Origin of the sequence: Pseudonocardia oceanicola, from assembly GCF_047200735.1 — a bacterium.
Taxonomy (GTDB): domain Bacteria; phylum Actinomycetota; class Actinomycetes; order Mycobacteriales; family Pseudonocardiaceae; genus Pseudonocardia.
This window is the reverse complement of the sequence record NZ_JBJZON010000004.1, coordinates 201193-222263: the sequence shown is the minus strand read 5'-3', so window position 1 is coordinate 222263 and position 21071 is coordinate 201193. Positions and strand designations below refer to the sequence as shown.

At 75.4% G+C, this 21071-nt stretch carries 17 protein-coding genes and 2 pseudogenes; 10 read left to right on the top strand and 9 right to left on the bottom strand.

The genetic code is table 11. The features are described from left to right. Positions 1–63 precede the first annotated feature (63 nt). From ACL02T_RS09160 to ACL02T_RS09145, 4 genes and pseudogenes are all read right to left on the bottom strand, one after another. On the bottom strand, positions 64–1275 hold the full coding sequence (locus ACL02T_RS09160) for a homogentisate 1,2-dioxygenase (RefSeq protein WP_412830185.1): 1212 nt from the start codon (positions 1273–1275) through the stop codon (positions 64–66). Next, positions 1250–2932: pseudogene (locus ACL02T_RS09155) on the bottom strand (FAD-dependent monooxygenase); the annotation flags it as partial. The gene ACL02T_RS09160 and the pseudogene ACL02T_RS09155, both read right to left, overlap by 26 nt. Positions 2933–2968: 36 nt before the next feature. Beyond that, positions 2969–3928, bottom strand: coding sequence for an MBL fold metallo-hydrolase (locus ACL02T_RS09150; RefSeq protein ID WP_412830184.1), 960 nt, complete (start codon positions 3926–3928; stop codon positions 2969–2971). Between the two features lie 242 nt (positions 3929–4170). Next, complete coding sequence (locus ACL02T_RS09145; protein ID WP_412830183.1) at positions 4171–4569, bottom strand: DUF5313 family protein; 399 nt, start codon at positions 4567–4569, stop codon at positions 4171–4173. Between the two features lie 47 nt (positions 4570–4616). On the opposite strand from ACL02T_RS09145, the gene ACL02T_RS09140 reads away from it, so the two are divergent. From ACL02T_RS09140 to ACL02T_RS09120, 5 genes are all read left to right on the top strand, one after another. Beyond that, complete coding sequence (locus ACL02T_RS09140; RefSeq protein WP_412830182.1) at positions 4617–5108, top strand: MarR family winged helix-turn-helix transcriptional regulator; 492 nt, start codon at positions 4617–4619, stop codon at positions 5106–5108. A 192-nt stretch (positions 5109–5300) separates the two neighbouring features. Then, positions 5301–5999, top strand: coding sequence for an energy-coupling factor ABC transporter permease (locus tag ACL02T_RS09135; RefSeq protein WP_412830181.1), 699 nt, complete (start codon positions 5301–5303; stop codon positions 5997–5999). Next, a complete protein-coding gene (locus ACL02T_RS09130) occupies positions 5996–6340 on the top strand; it encodes an energy-coupling factor ABC transporter substrate-binding protein (RefSeq protein ID WP_412830180.1) in 345 nt (114 codons plus the stop codon). Before ACL02T_RS09135 ends, ACL02T_RS09130 begins: the two co-directional genes overlap by 4 nt. Next, on the top strand, positions 6340–7080 hold the full coding sequence (cbiQ, locus tag ACL02T_RS09125; RefSeq protein ID WP_412830179.1) for a cobalt ECF transporter T component CbiQ: 741 nt from the start codon (positions 6340–6342) through the stop codon (positions 7078–7080). Before ACL02T_RS09130 ends, cbiQ begins: the two co-directional genes overlap by 1 nt. Next, positions 7077–7931, top strand: coding sequence for an energy-coupling factor ABC transporter ATP-binding protein (locus tag ACL02T_RS09120; protein ID WP_412830178.1), 855 nt, complete (start codon positions 7077–7079; stop codon positions 7929–7931). The genes cbiQ and ACL02T_RS09120 overlap by 4 nt, the downstream gene beginning before the upstream one ends. Positions 7932–8138: 207 nt before the next feature. Here the strand turns inward: ACL02T_RS09120 and ACL02T_RS09115 are convergent, their stop codons facing one another. Next, positions 8139–9422: an MFS transporter gene (locus ACL02T_RS09115; protein ID WP_412830177.1), complete on the bottom strand. Its 1284-nt coding sequence runs from the start codon at positions 9420–9422 to the stop codon at positions 8139–8141. A 109-nt stretch (positions 9423–9531) separates the two neighbouring features. Beyond that, positions 9532–9894, bottom strand: a complete 363-nt coding sequence (locus tag ACL02T_RS09110; RefSeq protein ID WP_412830176.1) for a DUF1330 domain-containing protein — start codon at positions 9892–9894, stop codon at positions 9532–9534. A 112-nt stretch (positions 9895–10006) separates the two neighbouring features. On the opposite strand from ACL02T_RS09110, the gene ACL02T_RS09105 reads away from it, so the two are divergent. Continuing rightward, the gene (locus ACL02T_RS09105) at positions 10007–10750 is read left to right on the top strand and encodes a GAF and ANTAR domain-containing protein (RefSeq protein WP_412830175.1); all 744 of its coding nucleotides are present in this window, start codon (positions 10007–10009) and stop codon (positions 10748–10750) included. Between the two features lie 28 nt (positions 10751–10778). On the opposite strand, the gene ACL02T_RS09100 is transcribed toward ACL02T_RS09105, so the two are convergent. Together ACL02T_RS09100 and ACL02T_RS09095 are read right to left on the bottom strand one after the other, a co-directional pair. Beyond that, positions 10779–11780 (bottom strand): zinc-dependent alcohol dehydrogenase family protein, encoded by a 1002-nt coding sequence (locus ACL02T_RS09100; protein WP_412830174.1) that lies wholly within the window; start codon positions 11778–11780, stop codon positions 10779–10781. A 77-nt stretch (positions 11781–11857) separates the two neighbouring features. Then, on the bottom strand, positions 11858–13210 hold the full coding sequence (locus ACL02T_RS09095) for a PQQ-dependent sugar dehydrogenase (protein ID WP_412830173.1): 1353 nt from the start codon (positions 13208–13210) through the stop codon (positions 11858–11860). A gap of 119 nt (positions 13211–13329) precedes the next feature. Here ACL02T_RS09095 and ACL02T_RS09090 point away from each other — a divergent pair, with 119 nt between their 5' ends. The 3 genes from ACL02T_RS09090 (at position 13330) to pta (ending at position 18513) form a co-directional block, all read left to right on the top strand. Next, the gene (locus tag ACL02T_RS09090; RefSeq protein WP_412830172.1) at positions 13330–15762 is read left to right on the top strand and encodes an HAD-IC family P-type ATPase; all 2433 of its coding nucleotides are present in this window, start codon (positions 13330–13332) and stop codon (positions 15760–15762) included. Positions 15763–15852: 90 nt separating this feature from the next. Beyond that, a complete protein-coding gene (locus ACL02T_RS09085) occupies positions 15853–16281 on the top strand; it encodes an amphi-Trp domain-containing protein (protein WP_412830171.1) in 429 nt (142 codons plus the stop codon). Between the two features lie 156 nt (positions 16282–16437). After that, entirely contained in the window at positions 16438–18513 is a 2076-nt protein-coding gene (pta, locus tag ACL02T_RS09080) for a phosphate acetyltransferase (RefSeq protein ID WP_412830170.1), read from the top strand. A gap of 78 nt (positions 18514–18591) precedes the next feature. Here the strand turns inward: pta and ACL02T_RS09075 are convergent. Continuing rightward, positions 18592–19467: pseudogene (locus ACL02T_RS09075) on the bottom strand (universal stress protein); the annotation flags it as partial. A 197-nt stretch (positions 19468–19664) separates the two neighbouring features. Between ACL02T_RS09075 and ACL02T_RS09070 the strand changes: the two are divergent. Beyond that, on the top strand, positions 19665–21062 hold the full coding sequence (locus ACL02T_RS09070; RefSeq protein WP_412830169.1) for a cytochrome ubiquinol oxidase subunit I: 1398 nt from the start codon (positions 19665–19667) through the stop codon (positions 21060–21062). Positions 21063–21071: the final 9 nt, after the last annotated feature.

Genomic DNA, 21071 nt, shown 5'->3' with positions numbered 1-21071 from the left:
CGACTCGGCGGCCTCCCGCCGCCCTCACCCCACGACTACCCCCTGCGCCGCGTCCGACACGACTCACGAGGCCGGTCCCCGCCCCGACCACGTCCAGGCATAGGCGTCGTCCTCCGCGGCGATCCCGCCCTCGCCCAGCTCCATCGGCCGGAACGTGTCGACCATGACCGCGAGCTCGTCGAAGAACTCCACCCCCAACGACCGCTCCACCGCACCGGGCTGCGGGCCGTGCGAGTGCCCGCCCGGGTGCAGGCTGATCGAGCCCTGCCCGATCCCGGACCCCTTGCGCGCCTCGTAGTTCCCGCCGCAGTAGAACATGACCTCGTCCGAGTCCACGTTGGAGTGGTAGTAGGGCACCGGGATCGACAGCGGGTGGTAGTCGACCTTGCGCGGCACGAAGTTGCAGATCACGAAGTTGTCGCCCTCGAACACCTGGTGCACGGGCGGGGGCTGGTGCACCCGCCCGGTGATCGGCTCGAAGTCGGCGATGTTGAACGTGTACGGGTACAGGAACCCGTCCCAGCCCACCACGTCGAACGGGTGCGTCGGGTACACGTACCGCGTCCCGGTGATCCCGCTGCCGGATGATCGAGCAGAGCCACGGTGCTTGACGAGCACCTCCACGTCCGTGCCCGCCACCGTGAGGGGCTCGGTCGGGCCGTGCAGGTCACGCTCGCAGTACGGCGCGTGCTCGAGCAGCTGCCCGTACCGCGACAGGTACCGCTTCGGCGGGGCGATGTGCGAGTCGGCCTCGATCGCGTACAGCCGGACGGGGTCGGAGCCCGTCGGGATCCACCGGTGCGTCGTCGCCCGCGGGATCACGACGTAGTCGCCCTCGGCCGCCTGCAGCACCCCGAACACCGTCTCCACGGTCGCGGTCCCGGACTCGACGTAGACGCACTCGTCGCCGACCGCGTTGCGGTACAGCGGCGAGGCCTCCCCCGCCGCGACGTAGGAGATCCGCACGTCGCCGTTGCCCAGCACCAGCCGACGCCCCGTCACGGCGTCGACCGCCTTCCAGTCCTCGCCGGTCAGCCGGTGCAGCTGCAGGTGCCGCGGGATCAGCGGCCGGTTCTCCCGGGTCGACAGGTCGGGCAGCTCCCACTCGGTGGCGTCGACGATCGCCGACGGCACCCCGGTGTGGTACAGCAGCGACGAGTCCGAGGAGAACCCCTCCTCGCCCATCAGCTCCTCGTGGTAGAGACCGCCCGTCGGGGTGCGGTGCTGGGTGTGCCGCTTGGCGGGGACGTCACCGAGCCGCCTGTAGAACGCCATCGCGGTTCTCCTCCCGGGTGTGGGTGTGGACCGTGCCGAGGGGGTGGGTCGCGCGCGCGAGCGCCGCGACGAGCTCGTCGTGCCGCCGGCCGGCGGGCCCGGACACCACGGCGGCGACGTGGGCGTCCGGGCGGACGACCCACACCTCGTCGGGCCGGGCGCCGAGGGCGGCGGTGAGGGCGCCGTCGGGGTCGATCTCGCCCAGGGCGAGCACCCGGACCGGGCCGGGCGCGACCGCGGCGGCCTCTCGCACGGCGTGGACGTCGACCCGAGCGCCGATCAGGAGCAGGAAGCCGTCGCGGGCGAGCGCCCGCGCCCGCCCGACGTCCGGGTCGGCGGTGACGGCGACGGGCGCGTCGGGCAGCAGCACGCCGGGGCCCGCCGGCGGGACCTGGCCGCGCGGCGGGCGCCCGCCGAAGGGACGCCGCGGGTCCGCCGTGGTCAGCGGCGAGTCGACGTACCAGAACGGCTCGAACAGGCGTCCCGAGTCGACGCGGGCGCGGGCCTCGGGATCCGTGGCCGCCCGCGCGAGGACCTCGGCGCGGTGCCGCGCGCGGACCTCGTCCGGCGGGACCAGGAAGTCCATGGTCGCGGTGGTCACGGCGAGGTTCTCGACGGCCGCGGCGTGCCGCTCGGTGTGGTAGGTCTCCAGCAGCTCCTCGGGCGCCCACCCGTGCGCGACGTAGGCGATCTTCCAGGCCGCGTTCTCGGCGTCGCCGACCCCCGAGTTCAGGCCCCGCGCCCCGAACGGCGAGACGAGGTGGGCGGCGTCGCCCGCCACCAGGATGCGGCCGCAGCGCATCCGGTCGACCACGCGGGAGTGGAAGCGGTACACCGACCTCCACACGATCTCGTAGTCCCGCTCGCCGATGATCCGCCGGATGCGGGCGTCCAGCGCGCCGGAGGCGACCTCCGCCGCCAGATCGTGGTCCGCGGGCACCTGCCAGTCGATCCGGAAGGTCGAGTCCGGGCACGGGTGGATCAGCACCTGGCGGCCCGGGTTCCACTCCGGGTCGAACCAGAACCGGCGCTCGGCCGCCCAGCCGGGCAGGTTCGCACGGATGTCGCAGATCAGGAACCGGTCGTCGAAGGAGTGCCCGTCGAACGAGACCCCGAGCAGGGCGCGCAGCTCCTCGCTGCGGGCCCCGGCGCAGACGACGAGATGGGAGCCGCGCAGCTCCCGGCCGTCGTCCAGGCGGGCCGCGACGCCGGTGTCGTCCTGCTCGAGGTGCACGACCCGGTGTCCCCAGCGCAGGTCGACCAGCGGCTCGGCGGCGATGCACTCGTCGAGGATCTCCTCGGTGCGGGTCTGGGAGATGTTGACGAACGGCGGGAACGCCGACCGGCCGGCGTCGACGAACTCGACCGCGAACAGCTCCCGGTCGCGGTGGAAGGTGCGGGCGGTCGTCCAGGTGACGCCCTCGTCCGCGATCCGCCGGCCGGCGCCGACGGCCTCCCAGACGTCGAGCACGTCACGATGCTGGCAGATCGCCTTCGAGCCGACCCGGTCCCGGGCCGGTCGCCGGTCGAGCACCACGCTCGGCACACCCCAGCGCGCCAGCAGCAGTGCGGTGGTCTGGCCGACCGGTCCGGCGCCCACGACGAGCACCGGGGCCGCGGGCCGGTCGGTCCCCGGAGGTGCGGTGCTCATGCGGTACTCCCGTCGTCGCGAGTCCTCTGCCGAACCGGCCGGTCAGCCCTGCAGCCGGGCCCACACCTCCCGGTCGCGCTCGACGGTCCAGACGACCGGGCGCTCGACCCCGCACAGCTCGTCCCACAGCCGGGAGACGTCGAACGGCAGGCAGTGCTCGAAGATCGGCCAGTGCCCGTAGTCGTCGACCAGCGCGGCGTGCGTGGCCTCGAAGGCCTCCTCGAGGGTGCCGCCGCGGCGCTGCACGCCGCCGACCTCGCGGAGCATGACCTGCAGGAACCCGCGGGTCTGCGCGATGGCCGCGTCGACCTCGGCGCGGCCCCGGCTGACCGCCCCCCGCCCGCCGACCAGTTGCTCCGCCCCGAGCGCCTGCACCCGGTCCAGCGTCGCACCGACCCAGTCGCGGTGGAAGGCGTCGCCGGTGTAGAGCGCCGCCTGCGCCTCGACCAGGTCGCCGGCGAAGAGGATCCGCCGGCGGGGCAGCCACGCGGTGATGTCGCCCTCGGTGTGGCCGCGCCCGTGGTACTGCAGCACCAGGTCCCCCCGGTCGCCGCCCAGGTCGATGGTGAGCCGGTCGGCGAAGGTCAGCGTCGGCCAGGTCAGCCCCGGCACCGAGTCCGCCGCCTCGGCCAGCCGCGGCATCCGGGCGAACTCGCTCTCCCAGTCCTGCTTCCCCCGCTCCGCCACCAGCTCCTTGGTGATCTCGTGGGACACGATCGTCTCGGCGTCGAACGCGCTGGCCCCCAGCACCCGGACCGCGTGGTAGTGCGAGAGCACCAGATAGCGCACCGGCTTGTCGGTGTGCCCGCGCAGCATGCGCAGCCACTTCTCCGCGGCCACGGGCGTGGCCAGGGCCTCGAAGCAGACCAGGAAGTCCTCGCCCTCGATCGCCCCGATGTTCGGGTCACCCTCCGCGGTCAGGGCGTACACGCCCTCGGCGAGGACCTCGAGGGTCTGCTCCTTGGCCGCGGTGTCGGCGGAGGAGGCGAACGACTTGGCCATGGACGGTCCTTCCGGGACGGACGACGGGTGCGCCACCGGCAGTCCCTCCCGTCGTCGGGAGTCGGGCCCGACCGTCGCCGGAGCGGCGATCAAAGCTTTGACTACCTGGACCGTAGAGCCTCGGGGCCGCGAACGCCAGGACCCGGCGCGGAGGTGCCACCGATGGAGCAGCGGTCGGCGCCTGCCGAGCCGGCGCCCGCCGCAGCGAGGTCCTCGGCCGCGCGCCCGGCCGGGCCGGTGGGTCAGCCGTCCTGCCGCCACCGGGCGGCGTAGCGCGCCGCCTGCTCGCGCCGCTCGTCGGCGTGCGCCTCGGCACGGACGGAGGCCGCGCCGCCCTGCGGGTAGCCGGCCTTGACCGCCCGGTGCTCCGCCGACTCGTACAGGTACGCGAAGGAGTAGAAGTAGCCGATCAACAGCCCGCCGAGCACGGCCATCGCACGCACCCAGGGCTCACCGGGGAGGAAGACGTAGAGCAGGACGGCGACCGGGAACAGCTGGACGGTCGCGCGGGCGAGGTGCCGCCACCGCCAGCTCGGCGCCGTCACGTCGTGCAGCACCCACTCCCTGTGCCGCGGGGGCAGCCCGGCCCCGTAGGCGTAGAGGAGCCATCGCAGCGGATTCGGCCTGACGGTCCCGGACATCACCCTCACCCCAACATTTTGTGCACCAACGACCGTACACTGGGCCCGTGGCCGACACCCGACGACGTGACGAGGGCGACCTCGGGACCCTCGAGCGCACCGATCTGCTGAAGCTCGACCGGCAGGTCTGCTTCGCGCTCGCCGTGGCGGCGCGCAACGTCATCGCCCTGTACCGGCCGCTGCTGGAGCCGATGGGCCTCACACACCCGCAGTACCTGGTGATGCTGGCGCTGTGGGAGCGCTCACCGCGTTCGGTCACGGATCTGAGCGCAGCCCTCGCCCTCGACCCGGGCACGCTGTCGCCCCTGCTCAAGCGACTGGAGGGCGCCGGGTACGTGACCCGGAAGCGGGTCGAGGGCAACGAGCGGATGCTCGCCGTCGGCCTCACCGAGGAGGGCCGGGCGCTGCGGGAGCAGGCCGAGCGCATCCCGCCCGCGATCGTCGAGCGACTGGGCATGCCGCTCGCCGACCTCGAGCACCTGCACGGCGTGCTGACCGGGGTCATCGCGGCCAGCCGGACGGCACCGGACCAGGCCTGACCGCCTTCCCGGGCACGACCCCACCCCCGTGCGTCGCGCGGCGGGCGGCCGGCGGGCCGGAGCGACCCCGGACGGCGACCGGCGGCGCACGTGGCGGGCCACACAACTGAAAGGGTGTTCAAGCGTTGACCTGATCCGGCGGCACCCCTTACCGTCCGACGGACCGCAGGAGATCGACGGACGGAGCGGGACGTGCACATCGCCGAGGGCTATCTTCCACCCGTGCACGCGGCGGCCTGGGCCGTCGTGGCGGCGCCCTTCGTGGTGCACGGGGCGCGGGCGGTCGTGCACCAGGTGCGCACGGACCCCGACTCGAAGCTGCTGCTCGGCGCGGCCGGCGCGTTCAGCTTCGTGCTCTCGGCGCTGAAGATCCCCTCGGTGACCGGCTCCTGCTCGCACCCGACCGGCACCGGGCTGGGTGCGGTGCTGTTCCGGCCACCGGTGATGGCGTTGCTGGGGACCGTCGTGCTGTTCTTCCAGGCGGTCCTGCTCGCCCACGGCGGGCTCACGACGCTCGGCGCGAACGTCTTCTCCATGGCGATCGTCGGGCCGTGGGTGGCGTACGGGGTCTACCGGCTGGTCCGGGGCGTGGGCGGCGGCCTCGGGCTCGGTGTGTTCCTCGCCGCCGCCCTCGGCGACCTCGCGACCTACTGCGTGACCAGCGTGCAGCTCGCCCTGGCCTTCCCCGACGCCACGTCCGGCATCGGCGGTGCCATCGTGAAGTTCGGTTCGATCTTCGCGGTCACCCAGATCCCGCTCGCGATCACCGAGGGCCTGCTGACCCTGCTCGTGGTCCGGCTGCTGGTCCGGGTCAGCCCGGACGAGCTGCGCCGCCTCGGGGTCCTGCCCACCCCGGCCGCGCGGCCCGCCGCGAAGGAGGTCGGGGCGTGAAGCGCTCGACGCTGGTCAACTGGCTGCTCGTGCTGGCCGTCGTGGCGCTCGCCGCGATCCCGGTGCTGTTCGTGCCGGGCGAGTTCGGCGGATCCGACGGCCTCGCCGAGGAGGCCGTCACCGAGTCCCACCCGGACTACGAGCCCTGGTTCACCTCGATCTACGAGCCGCCGTCCGGCGAGATCGAGTCCGGGCTCTTCGCCCTGCAGGCGGCGATCGGCGCGGGCGTGCTCGGCTACTACTTCGGTGCGGCGCGCACCAGGCGCCGGCTCACCCGCGGCGGCACGGCCGACCCGGAGCCCGGCGCGCGCACCGACCCATCCGGCGGCGGCACCGCCTGATGCTGCCGCTCGACGCCGCGGCCTACACGAACCGCTGGCGCCCGCGGCACCCCGCGGAGAAGGCGCTGCTCTCACTCGGCCTGCTGGTCCTGACCCTCGTGCTGCCGACCTGGCCGGGAGCGGCGATCACGGGCGCGATCGCCCTCGTGCTGGTCCTGGGCCCCGCCGGACTGCCGGCGCGGGTGCTGTGGCGGGCGGTGCGGGTCCCGCTCGGCTTCATCCTGACCGGATCGCTGCCGCTGCTGGTGGCCCTCGGCGGGCAGCCGTGGCTGCGGTGGGAGCCCGCCGGCCTGCCGCAGGCGACGCAGCTCGCCGGGCGGGCCCTGGCCGCCCTGCTGTGCCTGCTGCTGTTCGCCGCGACGACCCCGCTCGCCGACCTGCTCCCCCGGCTGAACCGGCTCGGGGTGCCGCCGGCGGTCACCGAGGTCGCAGCGCTGACCTACCGGTTCCTGTTCCTGCTGCTGGAGTCCCTGCGCGCGGTCCGGGAGGCACAGGCCGGCCGGCTGGGCTTCCGGACCTGGCACACCTCCTACCGCTCATTGAGCGGGCAGGCCGCGGCCGTGTTCGTGCGCGCCTTCGACCGGGCCCGGCGCCTGGAGCAGGGGCTGGCCTCCCGCGGCTACACCGGCTCGCTGCGGGTGCAGGCCCCCGCGCGGCCCGTCTCCCCCGCCTTCGTCGCGGCGACCTGTGGGTTGCTCGCCGCCGTCGTCGCCGCCACGGTCCTGCTGGGGACCCCGTGATCCCGCCGATCCTGCAGGCCGACGGGCTGGTCTTCGCCTACGACCCGCAGCGGCCCGTGCTCACCGGGGCGAGCCTGTCCCTCCACGAGGGCCGCCGCCTCGCCGTGCTGGGACCCAACGGCGGTGGCAAGACGACGCTGTTCCGGCTCCTGCTGGGCCTGCTCGAGCCGGGGGGCGGCCGCGTGCTGCTCGACGGCGAACCCGTGCGTCGCGGCCGGCGCGGCCTGACCCGGCTGCGCGAGCAGGCCCAGCTGGTGCTGCAGGACCCCGACGACCAGCTCTTCGCCGCCGACGTCGCGCAGGACGTGTCGTTCGGCCCGCTCAACCTCGGCCTGCCCGCGGCGGAGGTCGCCGCCCGCGTCGAGGCGGCGCTGACCGCGCTGCACATCGCCGACCTGGCCGACCGGCCCACCCACCTGCTGTCCTTCGGGCAGAAGAAGCGCACCGCGATCGCCGGTGCCGTCGCGATGCGCCCGCGGCTGCTGGTGCTCGACGAGCCCACGGCCGGCCTCGACCCCACCGGCGTCGAGGAACTCCTCGCCACCCTCGACGACCTGCACCGCGCCGGCACCACCGTCGTCCTCTCCACCCACGACGTCGACCTCGCCCACCGGTGGGCCGACGAGGTCGCCGTCGTCGCCGGGGGCCGGGTGCGGGTCGCCGCGGCCGACGACGTGCTCGGCGACGCGGAGCTGCTGCGCTCCGCGCGGCTGGGACCGGCCTGGGCACCGGGTGTGCACCGGCTGCTGCAGGCCCTGGGCTCTCCCGCCCGCCCGCGCACCCCGGCCGAGCTGTACGCGGCGCTCGCCGAGCTCCCCGGCGCGGTGGCGCCGGGGCACGGGGGGTCGTGACCGGGGGGGCGTGACGGGGCGTCCGTCCCGGTGGGAGCGGGCCGTTGGCCCCTGCTGCCGACCGCCGCGGGCACGGGACCGTCGGCGCGCGGGGCCCGGCCGGGCCGGTGTCCCCGTGACGGTCCACGACGGGGCGCCCTCCGTCGGTTCCGGGCCCGGTCGCCTCGTCGGCGACCGGGCTGAGCCGCCCGCCCGCCGCGGCCGTCCTCAGCCGCGCCCGTCCGCCGCCTCGCCACGCCGGGCGGGCGACCGGCGGGCGGCACTCGCGATCCCGATGGCGGCCAGCACGGCGGCCAGCGTCCCCAGCCCGGCGGCGACGGACGCGGCCGCGGCCACCGCACCGACGAGCAGCGGGCCCCCGGCGTCGCCCAGCTCACGGCCGACCTCGGCCGAACCCATGGTCTGGCCGAGGCGTTCGGGCGGGGACGACGCGGCCAGCGAGGCGAACGCGACCGGCGTGGCGATGCCGACGCCGAGCCCGATGACGATCGCCGCCGGCACCAGCGCGACGATCCCGGTGACGGTCGCCGCGAGCACGAAACCCGCGACGAGCAGTGTGAACCCCACCGCCAGGGCCGCCCGCGCGCTCAGCTTCCCGCGGTCGTGCGCGCGCCCGGCCTGCGGCTGGACCAGCGTCGAGGAGAGGGCCAGACAGGCCACCACGGCACCGACGACGATCGGGCTCAGCCCGGCCGCGATGCCCTGCACCGGCAGGAACCCGACGGCCACCGACAGCGCCGCGGTCGTGCCGGCCAACGCCGCCGTCGGGCGCAGGAACGCGGGCGCACCCAGGCGGCGCGCGAGGTCGACGACCGTCTGCCGCTCCCGTGGGAGCGGCGGGAGCGCGGGAACCCGGAGGGCGACCCACACCGTCGCCGCGGTGGCGACCGCGGCGAGGACGACGAACAGCGCCGTGAGCCCGGCCAGCGCGACGACGACCCCGCCGAGCAGGGGCCCCGCCGTGTAGCCGAGCCCCTTCCACGCGCCGTAGGAGCCGAAGACGCGCCCGCGCCGGCCGCCGGCGCCCAACCGCCCGACCATGGCCCCGGCGGCGGGCGAGAAGGCCGATGCTGCCGCCCCCTGGCCGAGCCGCACCAGGGTGAGCGCCACCGCCGCCCCCGCGCCCGCCCGGGCTGCGCCGGTCAGCACGGCCAGCACGTAGACCAGCGACACCAGGGCGAAGGCCGCGAGGCCGCCAAGCAGCACGGGCCGCGGGCCCCAGCGGTCGGCCAGCGCGCCGAACACCGGCTTGAGCAGCACCTCGGCGCCGTCGTAGACGGCCAGGACCAGGCCGAGCGCGAGCAGCGACAGCTGTCCCGAGCCGGCCTCGGTGCCCACGCCCGTGGCCACGGCGTGCGCTCCGAACGCGGTGACGAACCCAGCCCCGTAGAGCGGGGCCAGCACGGCGATCCGCGGCCCCGCGCCCGCCGGCGCCGAGGTGTCGTCCCCGGTCCGTTCGCGGTCGTCCGGCTGGGCGGGGGTGTCGGCCATGCCCGGCGTCCTTCCCTTCCTGCGACGGCCCGCACCGGCCGTCCGGCCGGGCCGGGTACCCGCACGACGTGCCCGCGGCCCCGGCCCCGCCGCTGTTCCGTCCGCACCCTCAGCCGGCGGGTGTCGTCGGCTGCAGCACCGCCTCGACCAGCGCCTCCGAGCGCAGGTGCGTGCCCTTCTGGTACTCCGGGTCGCGCACCATCTCGGAGAAGGCGCGGCGGCTGGGGTAGCTCACGAGCAGCACCGCGTCCCAGTCCTGGCCCTGCTCGGCGACCACCGGGGCGTGGCCGTACCCGAAGTAGACGAGCTCGGCGCCGAACCGGGTCGCGGTCGCGCGGAAGTGGGCGACGTACTCGTCGTAGCGGGCCCGGCCGCCCTCGCGGAACCGGAGCAGGTTGAGCATCGTGACGGGTTGGTCGGGCGCCTCGGCCAGGAAGGCCTTCATGTCCGCGCCGGTGGGGTCGACTGCCATGCCGCCAGTGTGGCCGACCGGGCACGTGGTACCCGTGGACGGCTCGCCGGACGCGCGTCCGCGCGGAGTGCGTACGCTCGGCCACACCGGCACGCCACCAGGAGGGGACACCATGTCGGAGCAGGACCGGTACGGCGAACTCGGGCCTCCGTCCCCGCTCGTCGCCGAGTTCGTCGCGCTCTCCGAGAGGCTGCTCGACGCCCCGACCGTGCACGACGTGCTCGAGCGCATCGCCGAGGCCACCGTGCGGGTGGTCCGCGGCGCCGACCTCGTCAGCGTCTCGCTGCGGTCGCGCGGCGGCAGGCTCGACACCCCGGCCACCACCGACCCGATCGGGATCCGGCTCGACGAGCTGCAGAACGAGCTGGACGAGGGCCCCTGCCTGGACGCGAGCCGCGTCCCGGGCATCGGGATCGCGGCGTCGGCGAACCTCTCGGCCGGGGAGGAGTTCCCGAAGTGGGGCCCGGCGGCCGCCGAGCTCGGGATCGAGAGCGCCCTGGCGATCGGGCTGTTCCCCGCACAGGACCCGCCGCGGATCGGCTCGCTCAACATCTACTCGCGCCGCACCGGGGGCCTCGACGAGGCCGACCGGGACGCCGCCCTGGTGCTGGCTGCGCATGCGTCCACCGCGGTCGCCGGGTCACTCTCCTCCACCCGCGCCGAGCTGCAGGTCACCCAGCTGACCGAGGCCGTGCGGAGCCGGGACGTGATCGGGCAGGCCAAGGGGATCCTCATGGAGCGTCGCGGCGTCGACGCCGAGGAGGCGTTCCGGATCCTGCGGTCGGCCTCGCAGTCGCTCAACGTGAAGCTCGCCCGCATCGCGGAGACCCTCACCCAGCGCCGCGGCGATCTCTGACGGACGACCGCCATGTCCGGCCGGCCCCTCATCCGGGCAGCAGCACGGCCGCGCCGGTGATGCGGTCCGCCGCCAGGTCGGTCAGGACGCGGTCCGCCGTCGACAGCGGCCGCGGGTCCACGGTCGCCCGGACGCCGAGCGCGGCGGCGAGCCGCAGGAACTCCTCCCCGTCGGCGCGGGTGTTCGCGGTGACGCTGCGCAGCTGCCGCTCCCGGAACAGGTCCTGCGCGTAGTCCAGGACGGGGATGTCGGTGAGGTGGATCCCGGCGATCGCGAGGGTGCCGCCGGCGTCGAGCGCCCGGAGCGCGACGGGCACGAGCTCGCCGACCGGGGCGAAGGTCACCGCGGCGTCGAGCGGTTCCGGCGGCATCCCGTCGGCCGGGCCGGCCGAGGCCGCGCCGAGCGCCAGCGCCAGCTCACGCGCCTGCGGCGAGCGGGTGAGCACGTGCACGGTGGCGCCCTGGGCGACGGCGACCTGCGCGACGACGTGCGCGGACGCGCCGAAGCCGTAGATCCCGAGCCGCCCGCCCGGCGGCAGCTCGGCCCGCTTCAGGGCCCGGTAGCCGACGATGCCCGCGCACAGCAACGGCGCCGCGGCCGCGTCCTCGAGCTGTGGGGGCAGGGCGTAGGCGTAGGACTCGGGGACCACGGCGTACTCGGCGTACCCGCCGTCGGCGTCCCAGCCGGTGAACCGGGCGTCCGGGCAGAGGTTCTCCCGCCCGGTCCGGCAGAACCGGCAGCGACCGCAGGTGCTCCGCAGCCAGGCGATGCCGACCCGGTCGCCGATCGCGAACCGGCGCGTGCCCGTGCCGAGCGCGTCGACCACCCCGACGACCTCGTGCCCCGGCACCGTTCCCGGATGGTGCGGGGGCAGGTCCCCCTCCGCCAGGTGCAGGTCCGTCCGGCAGACCCCGCAGGCGGAGACCCGCACCCGCACCTCCCCGGTACCCGGCTCCGGGTCCGGCCGGTCCACCTGCGCCAGCGGACCGGCCACGATCGGACCCGGCCGCCGCACGATCCACGCCTTCATCCCGGCAGCATCGCGCGCTCGGCGGCCGCGGCGGAACGGTCCGGGGTCCCGCCGACGCGGGCCGCTGGTCCCTGCCCTCACCGGCCGGGCGGGGCGACCCGGTAGACCGCGCCCGCGGCGTCGTCGGTGACGTAGACGGCGCCGTCCGGGCCGGCCACCGCGGCGACCGGGCGGCCCCACCTCGAGCCGTCGGCCGCCTGGAACCCGCCGACGAGCGTCTGCTGCGGCCCCAGCCCGCCGTCGCGCCACGGGAAGAACGAGACCTCGGGCGCCCGCGGGGGCGTCGCGTTCCAGGAGCCGTGCACCCCGACCAGCGCCCCGCGGGCGAAGTCGCCGGGCAGGCCGCCGTCGACGAACGCCAGCCCGAGCGGCGCGGAGTGGGCGCCCAGCGCCTGCTCGACCGGCGGCAACGAGGCGCAGTCCAGCGCGGCACCCGCCGGGTTGGTCTGCACGTCCCGCGTGAACGGGACGTCGGTGAGGTCCTGGGGGCTGCCCGCCACGCCCGGCTGCACGTCCGGGTCCGGGTTGCAGTACGGCCAGCCGAGGTTGCGGCCGGGGGTGAGGCGGGCCAGGGCCTCCGCCGGATGGTCGCGCACGTAGGCCTCGACGACCTCGCCGCGTACGGACCCCGACGCCCCGCCGTAGGGCCGGTCGAACGGGTACGCGATGTTGTCGCGGTTGTTCACCGCGGTCCACACGGAGCCGTCCGGCGCGATCGCCAGCCCCGTCCCGTTCCGGACCCCCACCGCGAACGGCTCGGGCTCCCCGACGCCGGGCGACACGCGCAGGATCGACGCCCGCGGCGGATCGGCCGCGAGGTCGGCGGCGGAGAGGTCGCCGGTCGAGCCGACCGACACGTAGACGGCCCCGTCCGGCCCGACGGCCACGCTCTTGAGCACGTGGGCGTAGCGACCCCCCAGGTCGGGACTCCGCGCGTCCGGCAGGCCGGTCGCGACGGGCCGCGGCGGGCCGGTGCGGCCGTCGACGTAGGGGTAGGCGTCGACCCGGTCGCTCTGCGCCACGTACAGCGTGGACCCGACGACGGTGAGCCCGTGCGGCCGGTTCAGCCCGCCCAGCAGCGGCGTCTCCCCCGCCGTGCCCCGCCCGTCGGGCACCAGCCGCACGACCGTGCCCCGCTCGGGGACCGAGACCAGCAGCGCCCCGTCCGGCGCCCACACGGCCAACCGTGCGGACGGGACCCGCGCGAACACCGACATCGACCAGCCGGGCGGGACGAGCGCCTTCCGCGGGAGGTCCAGCGGGGCGGCGTCGAGGCCGGGCGGCACGCTCACCGTGACCGGTACCAGGCCGGCCGGGACCGCCGCCGTCGGGGCCGCCGAGGAGTGCGCACCGATGCCCGAGCACCCCGCGAGCAGGACCGCGGCCACGAGCAGGAACACCCCTCGGCACACGCCCACCGACCGCCGCATCGCACACCCTTCCACCCGACCGGTCACCGGCTCGATACTCACGAACCGGACGTCGGCTCGGTGTAACGCCACCTCGGTGCCGTTCGAGTCCGGCACACGGGGCGAGGGCGGGGGGTCGCGTGGAGGAGGTGCGCGGCCGCGGCACGGTCGTGGAGCCCGTCCAGGACCACCGTGGCCTGACCGCCGCCGAGGTCACCGAGCGGATCGCGGCCGGCCGGACGAACGCGGTCGACACGCGGACCAGCCGCAGCGTCGGGCAGATCGTCCGGGCGAACGTCGTCACGCCGTTCAACGGGCTGCTGCTCGCGCTCTGGCTCGCGATCGCGGCGACCGGCCGCTGGCAGAACGGCCTGTTCGGGCTCGTCATCGTGGCCAACACGACGATCGGCGTCGTCCAGGAGGTGCGCGCGAAGCGCACGCTGGACCGGCTCGCCGTGCTCAACGCGCCCCGCGCGCGGGTGGTCCGCGACGGCGAGGTGGCCGAGATCGACGTCGCGGACGTCGTCGCCGACGAGCTGCTGGAGCTGCGCCCCGGCGACCAGGTCACCGCGGACGGCACGGTGGCGGCGTCGGCCGGGCTCGAGGTCGACGAGTCGCTGTTGACCGGGGAGTCCGACCCGGTCGCCAAGGTCCCCGGGGACCAGGTCCGCTCGGGGTCGATCGTGGTCGCCGGGCAGGGCCGGTTCCGCGCCACGGCGATCGGCGCCGAGGCCTACGCCACCCGGCTCACCGCCGAGGCGAAGCGGTTCACCCGCACCCCCAGCGAGCTGATCGCCGGGACGAACACCGTGCTGCGCTGGATCTCGCTGATGATGCTGGTGGTCGCGCCGCTGCTGGTGTGGAGCCAGTTCCGCACCGCCGACGCCGACACCTGGCAGGACGCCGTGACCGGCACCGTCGCCGCCCTCGTCGGCATGGTGCCCGAGGGCCTGGTGCTGCTGACCAGCCTCGCGTTCATGCTCGGTGCGGTGACCCTCGCGCGGGAGCGGGCCCTGGTGCAGGAGCTGCCCGCGGTGGAGGTGCTGGCCCGCGTCGACGTCGTCTGCCTCGACAAGACCGGCACCCTCACCCACGGCGACATCGTGTTCGACCGGATCGTCCTCCCGCCCGGGGCCGACGCGCTCGACGAGGCCGAGGTCCGCGAGGCGCTCGCGCTGAGCTGCACGCAGCCCGGCGGCAACGCGACCGCGGCGGCTCTGGCCACGGTCTTCTCCCGTACCTCCTGGACCGCGACCGCGAGCGTCCCCTTCTCCTCGGACCGGAAGTGGTCGGCCGTGGCGGCCGGCGACCACGGCACCTGGGTGCTCGGGGCGCCCGAGATGGTCCTCCCGGGGCCCGGCGACGCCGGGTCGGCCGACCTGCTGGAGACCGCCGGGAAGATCGCCGCGGACGGTCGGCGCGTGCTCGTCCTGGCGCACGGCGACTCCCCCGCCGGCGGGCCCGTCCTCCCACCCGGGCTGGGCGCCCGGGCGCTCGTCGTGCTCGCCGAGCGGATCCGCGACGACGCCACCGACACCCTGCGGTACTTCGCCGAGCAGGGCGTGTCGCTGCGGGTGATCTCCGGCGACAACCCGAGCACGGTCGGCGCGGTGGCCACCGCCGTCGGACTGCCGGGGATCACCGCCGCGGGCGACGCCCTCGACGCCCGGACCCTGCCCGAGGACCCCGACGCGCTCGCGGACGTCCTCGAGACCACCGCCGCGTACGGCCGGGTGACGCCGCAGCAGAAGCGGGCCGTCGTCGCGGCGCTGCAGCGGCGTGGGCACGTGGTCGCGATGACCGGCGACGGTGTCAACGACGCCATGGCGCTCAAGGACGCCGACATCGGGGTGGCGATGGGCGAGGGGGCGGCCGCCACCCGCGCGGTCGCGCAGATCGTGCTGCTCGACGGCCGGTTCGCCCACCTGCCCGACGTCGTCGGCGAGGGTCGGCGGGTGATGGCGAACATCGAGCGCGCGGCAAACCTGTTCCTGGTCAAGAACGTGTACTCGCTGCTCATGGCGCTGGTCGTGATCGCGACCGCGGCCGGCTACCCGCTGGCGCCCGTCCAGCTCACGCTGATCTCGGCCCTCACGATCGGGATCCCCGGCTTCGTCCTGGCCCTCGCGCCCGACCGGCGGCGGTACGTCCCGGGCTTCCTGCGCCGGGTGCTGTGGTCCGCGGTGCCGATCGGCGTGATCATCGGGACCGCCGCCTACTCCGGCGACCGCACCATCCGCTGGCTCGAGCCGGAGGGCGGGTCGGCGGCCGGGCAGACCGTCGCGACCGTGACGGTGCTCGTCGCCTCGCTCTGGGCGCTCACCGTGTTCGCCCGGCCCTTCACCCGCTGGAAGGTCGCCCTCGTCGCGGGGCTGCCGCTGGCCGTCGTGGTGATCCTGGCGGTGCCCGTCCTGTCGCACACCGTGTTCCTGCTGGACGTCACGTGGGTGCGGGTCGGCGTCGGGGTGGGGCTGGGTGTCGTCGCGGGCATGCTCGTCGAGCTCGTCGGGCGGTTCGTGCGGGCCCGCCCCGCGGCGGCCGCACCGCTCGCCGCGACCACCCGGAACGGATGACGAGGCCGCTGCTGCGGCCGCCGACACTTCGCGGCGGAGGGGCCCGGTGCCGTGGGGGCGCGGGCGCACCGTCCGCGATCGGAGAAGGCGATGTCCGACGTCGAGGTCACCTACAGCAAGCCGGTGTCGCGCAAGGAGGCCGCCCGCACGCTGGCCGCGCTCGCCGACGCGCTCGCCGACTCGGGCAAGGTCGAGCTCGAGCTCGGCCGGACGAGCATGACGGTCCACGTGCCGGGCGACATCCGGTGCAAGGTCGAGGTGGAGATCGACGGGGACGAGGTCGAGTTCGAGGTGGAGCTCACCTGGTCGACCGCCGCGCAGCGGCAGTCGGGACCCGCGGGGACGCAGGACCGGGTGACGGCCGCGGGGAAGGGCGAGGCCGAGCAGGAGAGCGGCGCCTCCACCCGCCCCGGCGCGGCGCGAGCGACGGACGGCCCGGACGATCAGGCCGCCGAACCGGCCGCCGACACCGGGAAGGGCGGGCGGCCCGCGAACCGGCGCAAGGCCGACGCACGCTGACAGGCCCCGACTTGCGCTGACCCGCCGCCCCCGGCTCGCTGCGGAGTGATCGCCGGGCTCTCCGAGGAGACGTTCGGCGCTGCGGCTCCGGCACCGGTCCCGACCGCACGGCAGGATGGGCGGGGGAACGTTCGGGGACGGGAGCGGGACAGCACGGTGCAGCACGGTCCGAGGAAGGCCAGGAGCGTCTACGTCGCCGCGCTGGAGCCGGGCAGCGGCAAGTCCGCGGTCGTGCTCGGCCTGTTCGAGGTGCTCGCCCGGCGGGCGGGGCGGGCGGCCTTCTTCCGGCCCGTGGTGGCCGCGGCGGAACCGCCGGACCCGGACGTCGAGCTCGTCCGGCGGCACTACCGCCTCGCCCAGGACCACGCGGCGTCCTACGCCCTGACCGCGGGCGAGCTGCACGCCCCGCGGGCCACCCTGCTGAGCCGGATCCTGGACGGCTGGTCGACGGTCGCGGAGGGCGCCGACGTCGTGGTCGTCGAGGGCAGTGACCTGACCGGGGCGCCCGCGTCCGAGCCGGACCTCAACGCCGCCGCCGCCGTCCACCTCGAGGCGCCGGTCCTGCTCGTCGTCGGCGGGCGCGGGCGCACGGCCGACCAGGTGCTCGACGCCGTCCGGCGGGACCTCGCCGCCCTGGTCGACCGCGGGTGCGACCTGCTCGGCGTGGTCGCCAACCGGGTCGATCCGGCCGAGGCCGAGGCCGTCCGCGCGGGGCTGCCGGCGGCCTCGGGCGGCCTGCCGGGCGGCGTGCTGCCGGAGGTCCCGCTGCTGGCGGCCCCGACCGTGGCCGAGGTGGCGGCCGAGCTCGAGCCGGACGTCGTCGCCGGGAGTCCCGGGTCCGCGCGCGAGATCGAGCGGGTGATCGTCGGGGCGATGGGCCTGCCGCACTTCCTGGACCGCGTGGGCGACGCCGACCTGGTGATCACCCCCGGCGACCGCGCGGACATCGTCGCGGGCACGCTCGCCGCGCACCTGTCGGGGACCTACCCGGCGGTGGCCGGGCTGGTGCTGACCGGCGGTGCCGTCGACCCGGCGGTGCGTCGGCTCGCCGCGGGCCTCGGCGCGGCGGGGGTCCCGGTCCTCGCTGTCCCGGACGACACCTACGACACGGTCTCGGCCGTCGGACAAGTCCGGGCGGCGCTCCGGCCGGGCGGCGAGCGCAAGATCGCCACGGCGATCCGGCTGTTCGAGGACCACGTCGACCACGAGGCCCTGGCCCGCCGCCTCGACGTCGCGCGGCCGACGCGCACCACTCCGTTGATGTTCTCCCAGCAGCTCCTCGACCGCGCCCGGGCCGACCGCCGGCACGTCGTCCTGCCGGAGGGCGACGACGACCGGATCCTGCGGGCCGCCGAGCAGCTCCTCCTCCGCGGGGTCGTCGACCTGACGCTGCTGGGCCGGGAGCCGGAGATCCGCGCCCGGGCCGCCGCGCTCGGGCTCGTCCTGCCCGGTGTGCGGATCGTCGACCCGGCGGCCTCGCCGTGGCGCGCGGACTTCGCCCACGTCTATGCCGACCTGCGCCGGCACCGCGGCGTGGGCCTGCCGATGGCCCTCGACCTGATGGCCGACGGCACCTACTTCGGCACGATGATGGTCCACCTGGGAGTGGCGGACGGGATGGTCTCCGGCGCCACGCACACCACCGCCCACACCATCCGCCCGGCGTTCGAGGTCATCCGGACCGCACCGGGGGTGTCCCTGGTGTCGAGCGCCTTCCTGATGTGCCTGGCCGACCGGGTCGTCGTCTACGCCGACTGCGCGGTGGTGCCGAACCCGGACGCCGGCCAGCTCGCCGAGATCGCGCTCTCGGCGGCGGACACGGCGAGGACCTTCGGCATCGAGCCGAGGGTCGCGATGCTGTCCTACTCCACCGGGGAGTCCGGCTCCGGGGCGGACGTCGACCTGGTCCGCCGGGCCACCGCCCTCGTCCGGGAGCGGCGGCCCGCCCTGCCGGTCGCCGGCCCGATCCAGTACGACGCCGCCGTCGACCCCGAGGTGGCCCGCACGAAGCTGCCCGGAGACGACGTGGCCGGACGGGCCACGGTCTTCGTCTTCCCGGACCTGAACACCGGGAACAACACCTACAAGGCCGTGCAGCGCACCGCCGGGGCGGTCGCGGTCGGGCCCGTCCTGCAGGGGCTCGCCAGGCCGGTCAACGACCTGTCCCGGGGTGCGACCGTGGCGGACATCGTCACCACGGTCGCGATCACCGCGATCCAGGCCCAGGGATGATCGTGCCCGCCCGAGCGGACGAGACTTCTCCTCCGCGCCGGCTTCCGGCTCCGCAGCGGTCTCGGGCCGCACGACGGCGACCGGGCAGCGGGCGTGGTGCAGCACCGCCTGCCCGACCGAGCCGAGCAGCAGCCCGCGGACCGTTCCCCGCCCCCGCGAGCCGACCACGACCAGCGCGGCGTCGGGGGACCGCCGGACCAGGGCACCGGCGGGGCTGCCGCGGACGACGTCGCGCTCGACGGCGACGTCCGGGTACTTGGCGATCCACGGCGCCAGCCGCTCCTCGAGGAGGCGGCGCTCGTCGGCCTCGATCACGGCCCAGTCGAGGTACTGCGCCAGGTAGGGATCGGAGATCGGCTCGCCCCAGGCGTACACCGCGACCAGGGGCACCCGCCGCAGCGCCGCTTCGTGGAACGCGAAGTCCAGCGCGGCCTCGCTCCGGGGGTCGCCGTCGACCCCGACGACGACCGGGGCGGCGGGATCGCGCGGCCCGTCCTCGCCGCGGACGACCACGACCGGGGCCGCCGCCCGGGCCGCGACGGCGACGGCCACCGAGCCGAGCAGGAGGCCCGTGAACCCGCCGCGTCCCCGGGTGCCGAGCACGACCAGCTCCGCGGTCTCCGCCTCGTCCCGCAGGACCGGCACGGCGTCGCCGCCGTGGACCTCGCTCGTGATCCCCCCGCTCGCGGTCCCCAGCTCCGGCGCGCTCCGCCGGGCGGCCGCGGCGGCCGTCTCCAGGTGGCGCTCGGCCGCCTCGGTCAGCATCCGCCGCTCGAAGCCGGCGCCGATGGCCGGTACCCCGACGGGCTCGTACGCCATCCAGGTCACCGCGGCGACGAGGCGCAACCCCGCTCCTCGCCGAACCGCCTCCGCGGCCGCCCACCGGACCGCCGTGAGCGCGGACTCCGAGCCGTCGACTCCGACGACCACGTGACCGCGGGACGTGACGCTCATGCTTCCTCCTCGTCCGTCGTCCTCTGCCCCCTCCACGGTCCGTCCTACCGGGCAGGGAGGGCCCCGGCCGAGCGGCACCATGATCGAGGTCCTTGGTCGGCCCTGCACGGGACCTCCGCCCCGTCGTGCACGACCGACCCGCGACGGGATGGTGATCGCCGGCCGGACGCACCGGCAGCCGGCGCTCGGAGGGCCGCATGACACTCGATCTCGCCCGGTGGCAGTTCGCGATCACCACCGTCTACCACTTCCTGTTCGTCCCGCTGACCATCGGGATGGCCTTCCTGGTCGCGGGCATGCAGACGGCGTGGGTCCGCACGAAGGACGACCGCTACCTGCGGATGACGAAGTTCTGGGGCAAGCTCTTCCTGATCAACTTCGCGATCGGCGTGGTCACCGGCATCGTGCAGGAGTTCCAGTTCGGGATGAACTGGAGCGACTACTCCCGCTACGTGGGCGACATCTTCGGCGCCCCGCTGGCCATCGAGGGCCTGCTCGCCTTCTTCCTGGAGTCGACCTTCCTCGGCCTGTGGATCTTCGGCTGGGACCGGCTGCCCAGGCGCATCCACCTCGCCTGCATCTGGCTCGCCGCCATCGGCACGATGCTCTCGGCCTACTTCATCCTCGCCGCGAACTCGTGGATGCAGCACCCGGTCGGCTCGGTCGTCAACGACACGCGGGGCCGGGCCGAGCTGGTCGACTTCGGTGCGGTGCTCACCAACTCGACCGCGGTCGGGGCCTTCCTGCACACCATCACCGCCTGCTTCGTGACGGCCGGGGTCTTCGTCATCGCCATCAGCGCCTACCACCTGGCGCGCCGGACGCACACGGAGGTCTTCCGGCCCTCCATCCGGATCGGGCTCGTCGCCGTGCTCGTCGCCAGCATCGGCGTGGTGATCAGCGGCGACCTGCAGGCCCGGCTGATGACCGAGCAGCAGCCGATGAAGATGGCCGCGGCCGAGGCGCTCTACGACACGGTGGCGCCCGCGTCGTTCTCGATCTTCACCATCGGCTCGCTCGACGGCTCGGAGGAGATCTTCAGCATCCGCATCCCGCGGCTGCTGTCCTTCCTGGCCACCGGGACGTTCGACGGCGAGGTCGAGGGGATCAACGACGTCCGGGCCGCGAGCGAACAGGCCTTCGGGCCCGGGGACTACACCCCGAGCATCCCGACGACGTACTGGACGTTCCGGTTGATGATCGGTTTCGGCATGCTCGCCGCGCTGCTCTCGGTCGTCGGCCTCTGGCTCACCCGCCGGAAGGCCACGCGTCCGCTGCCGCGCTGGTTCCTGCACGCCTCGGTGCTCGCGCTGATCCTGCCCTTCGCGGCCAACAGCATGGGCTGGATCTTCACCGAGATGGGCCGCCAGCCCTGGGTCGTCTACGGGCTGCTCCGGACCGCCGACGGCGTCTCGCCGGCGGTCCCGGTCACCTCGGTGTGGATCTCGCTGATCGTGTTCACCCTGCTCTACGGCGCACTCGCGGTCGTCGAGGTCGGGCTGATGATCCGCTACGTCAAGGCGGGCCCGCCCCCGCCGGCCGCCCCGGCGCCCGCCGGGGAGACCGCGCCCACCACCCCCTCGATCAGCTACTGAGAGCGCGCG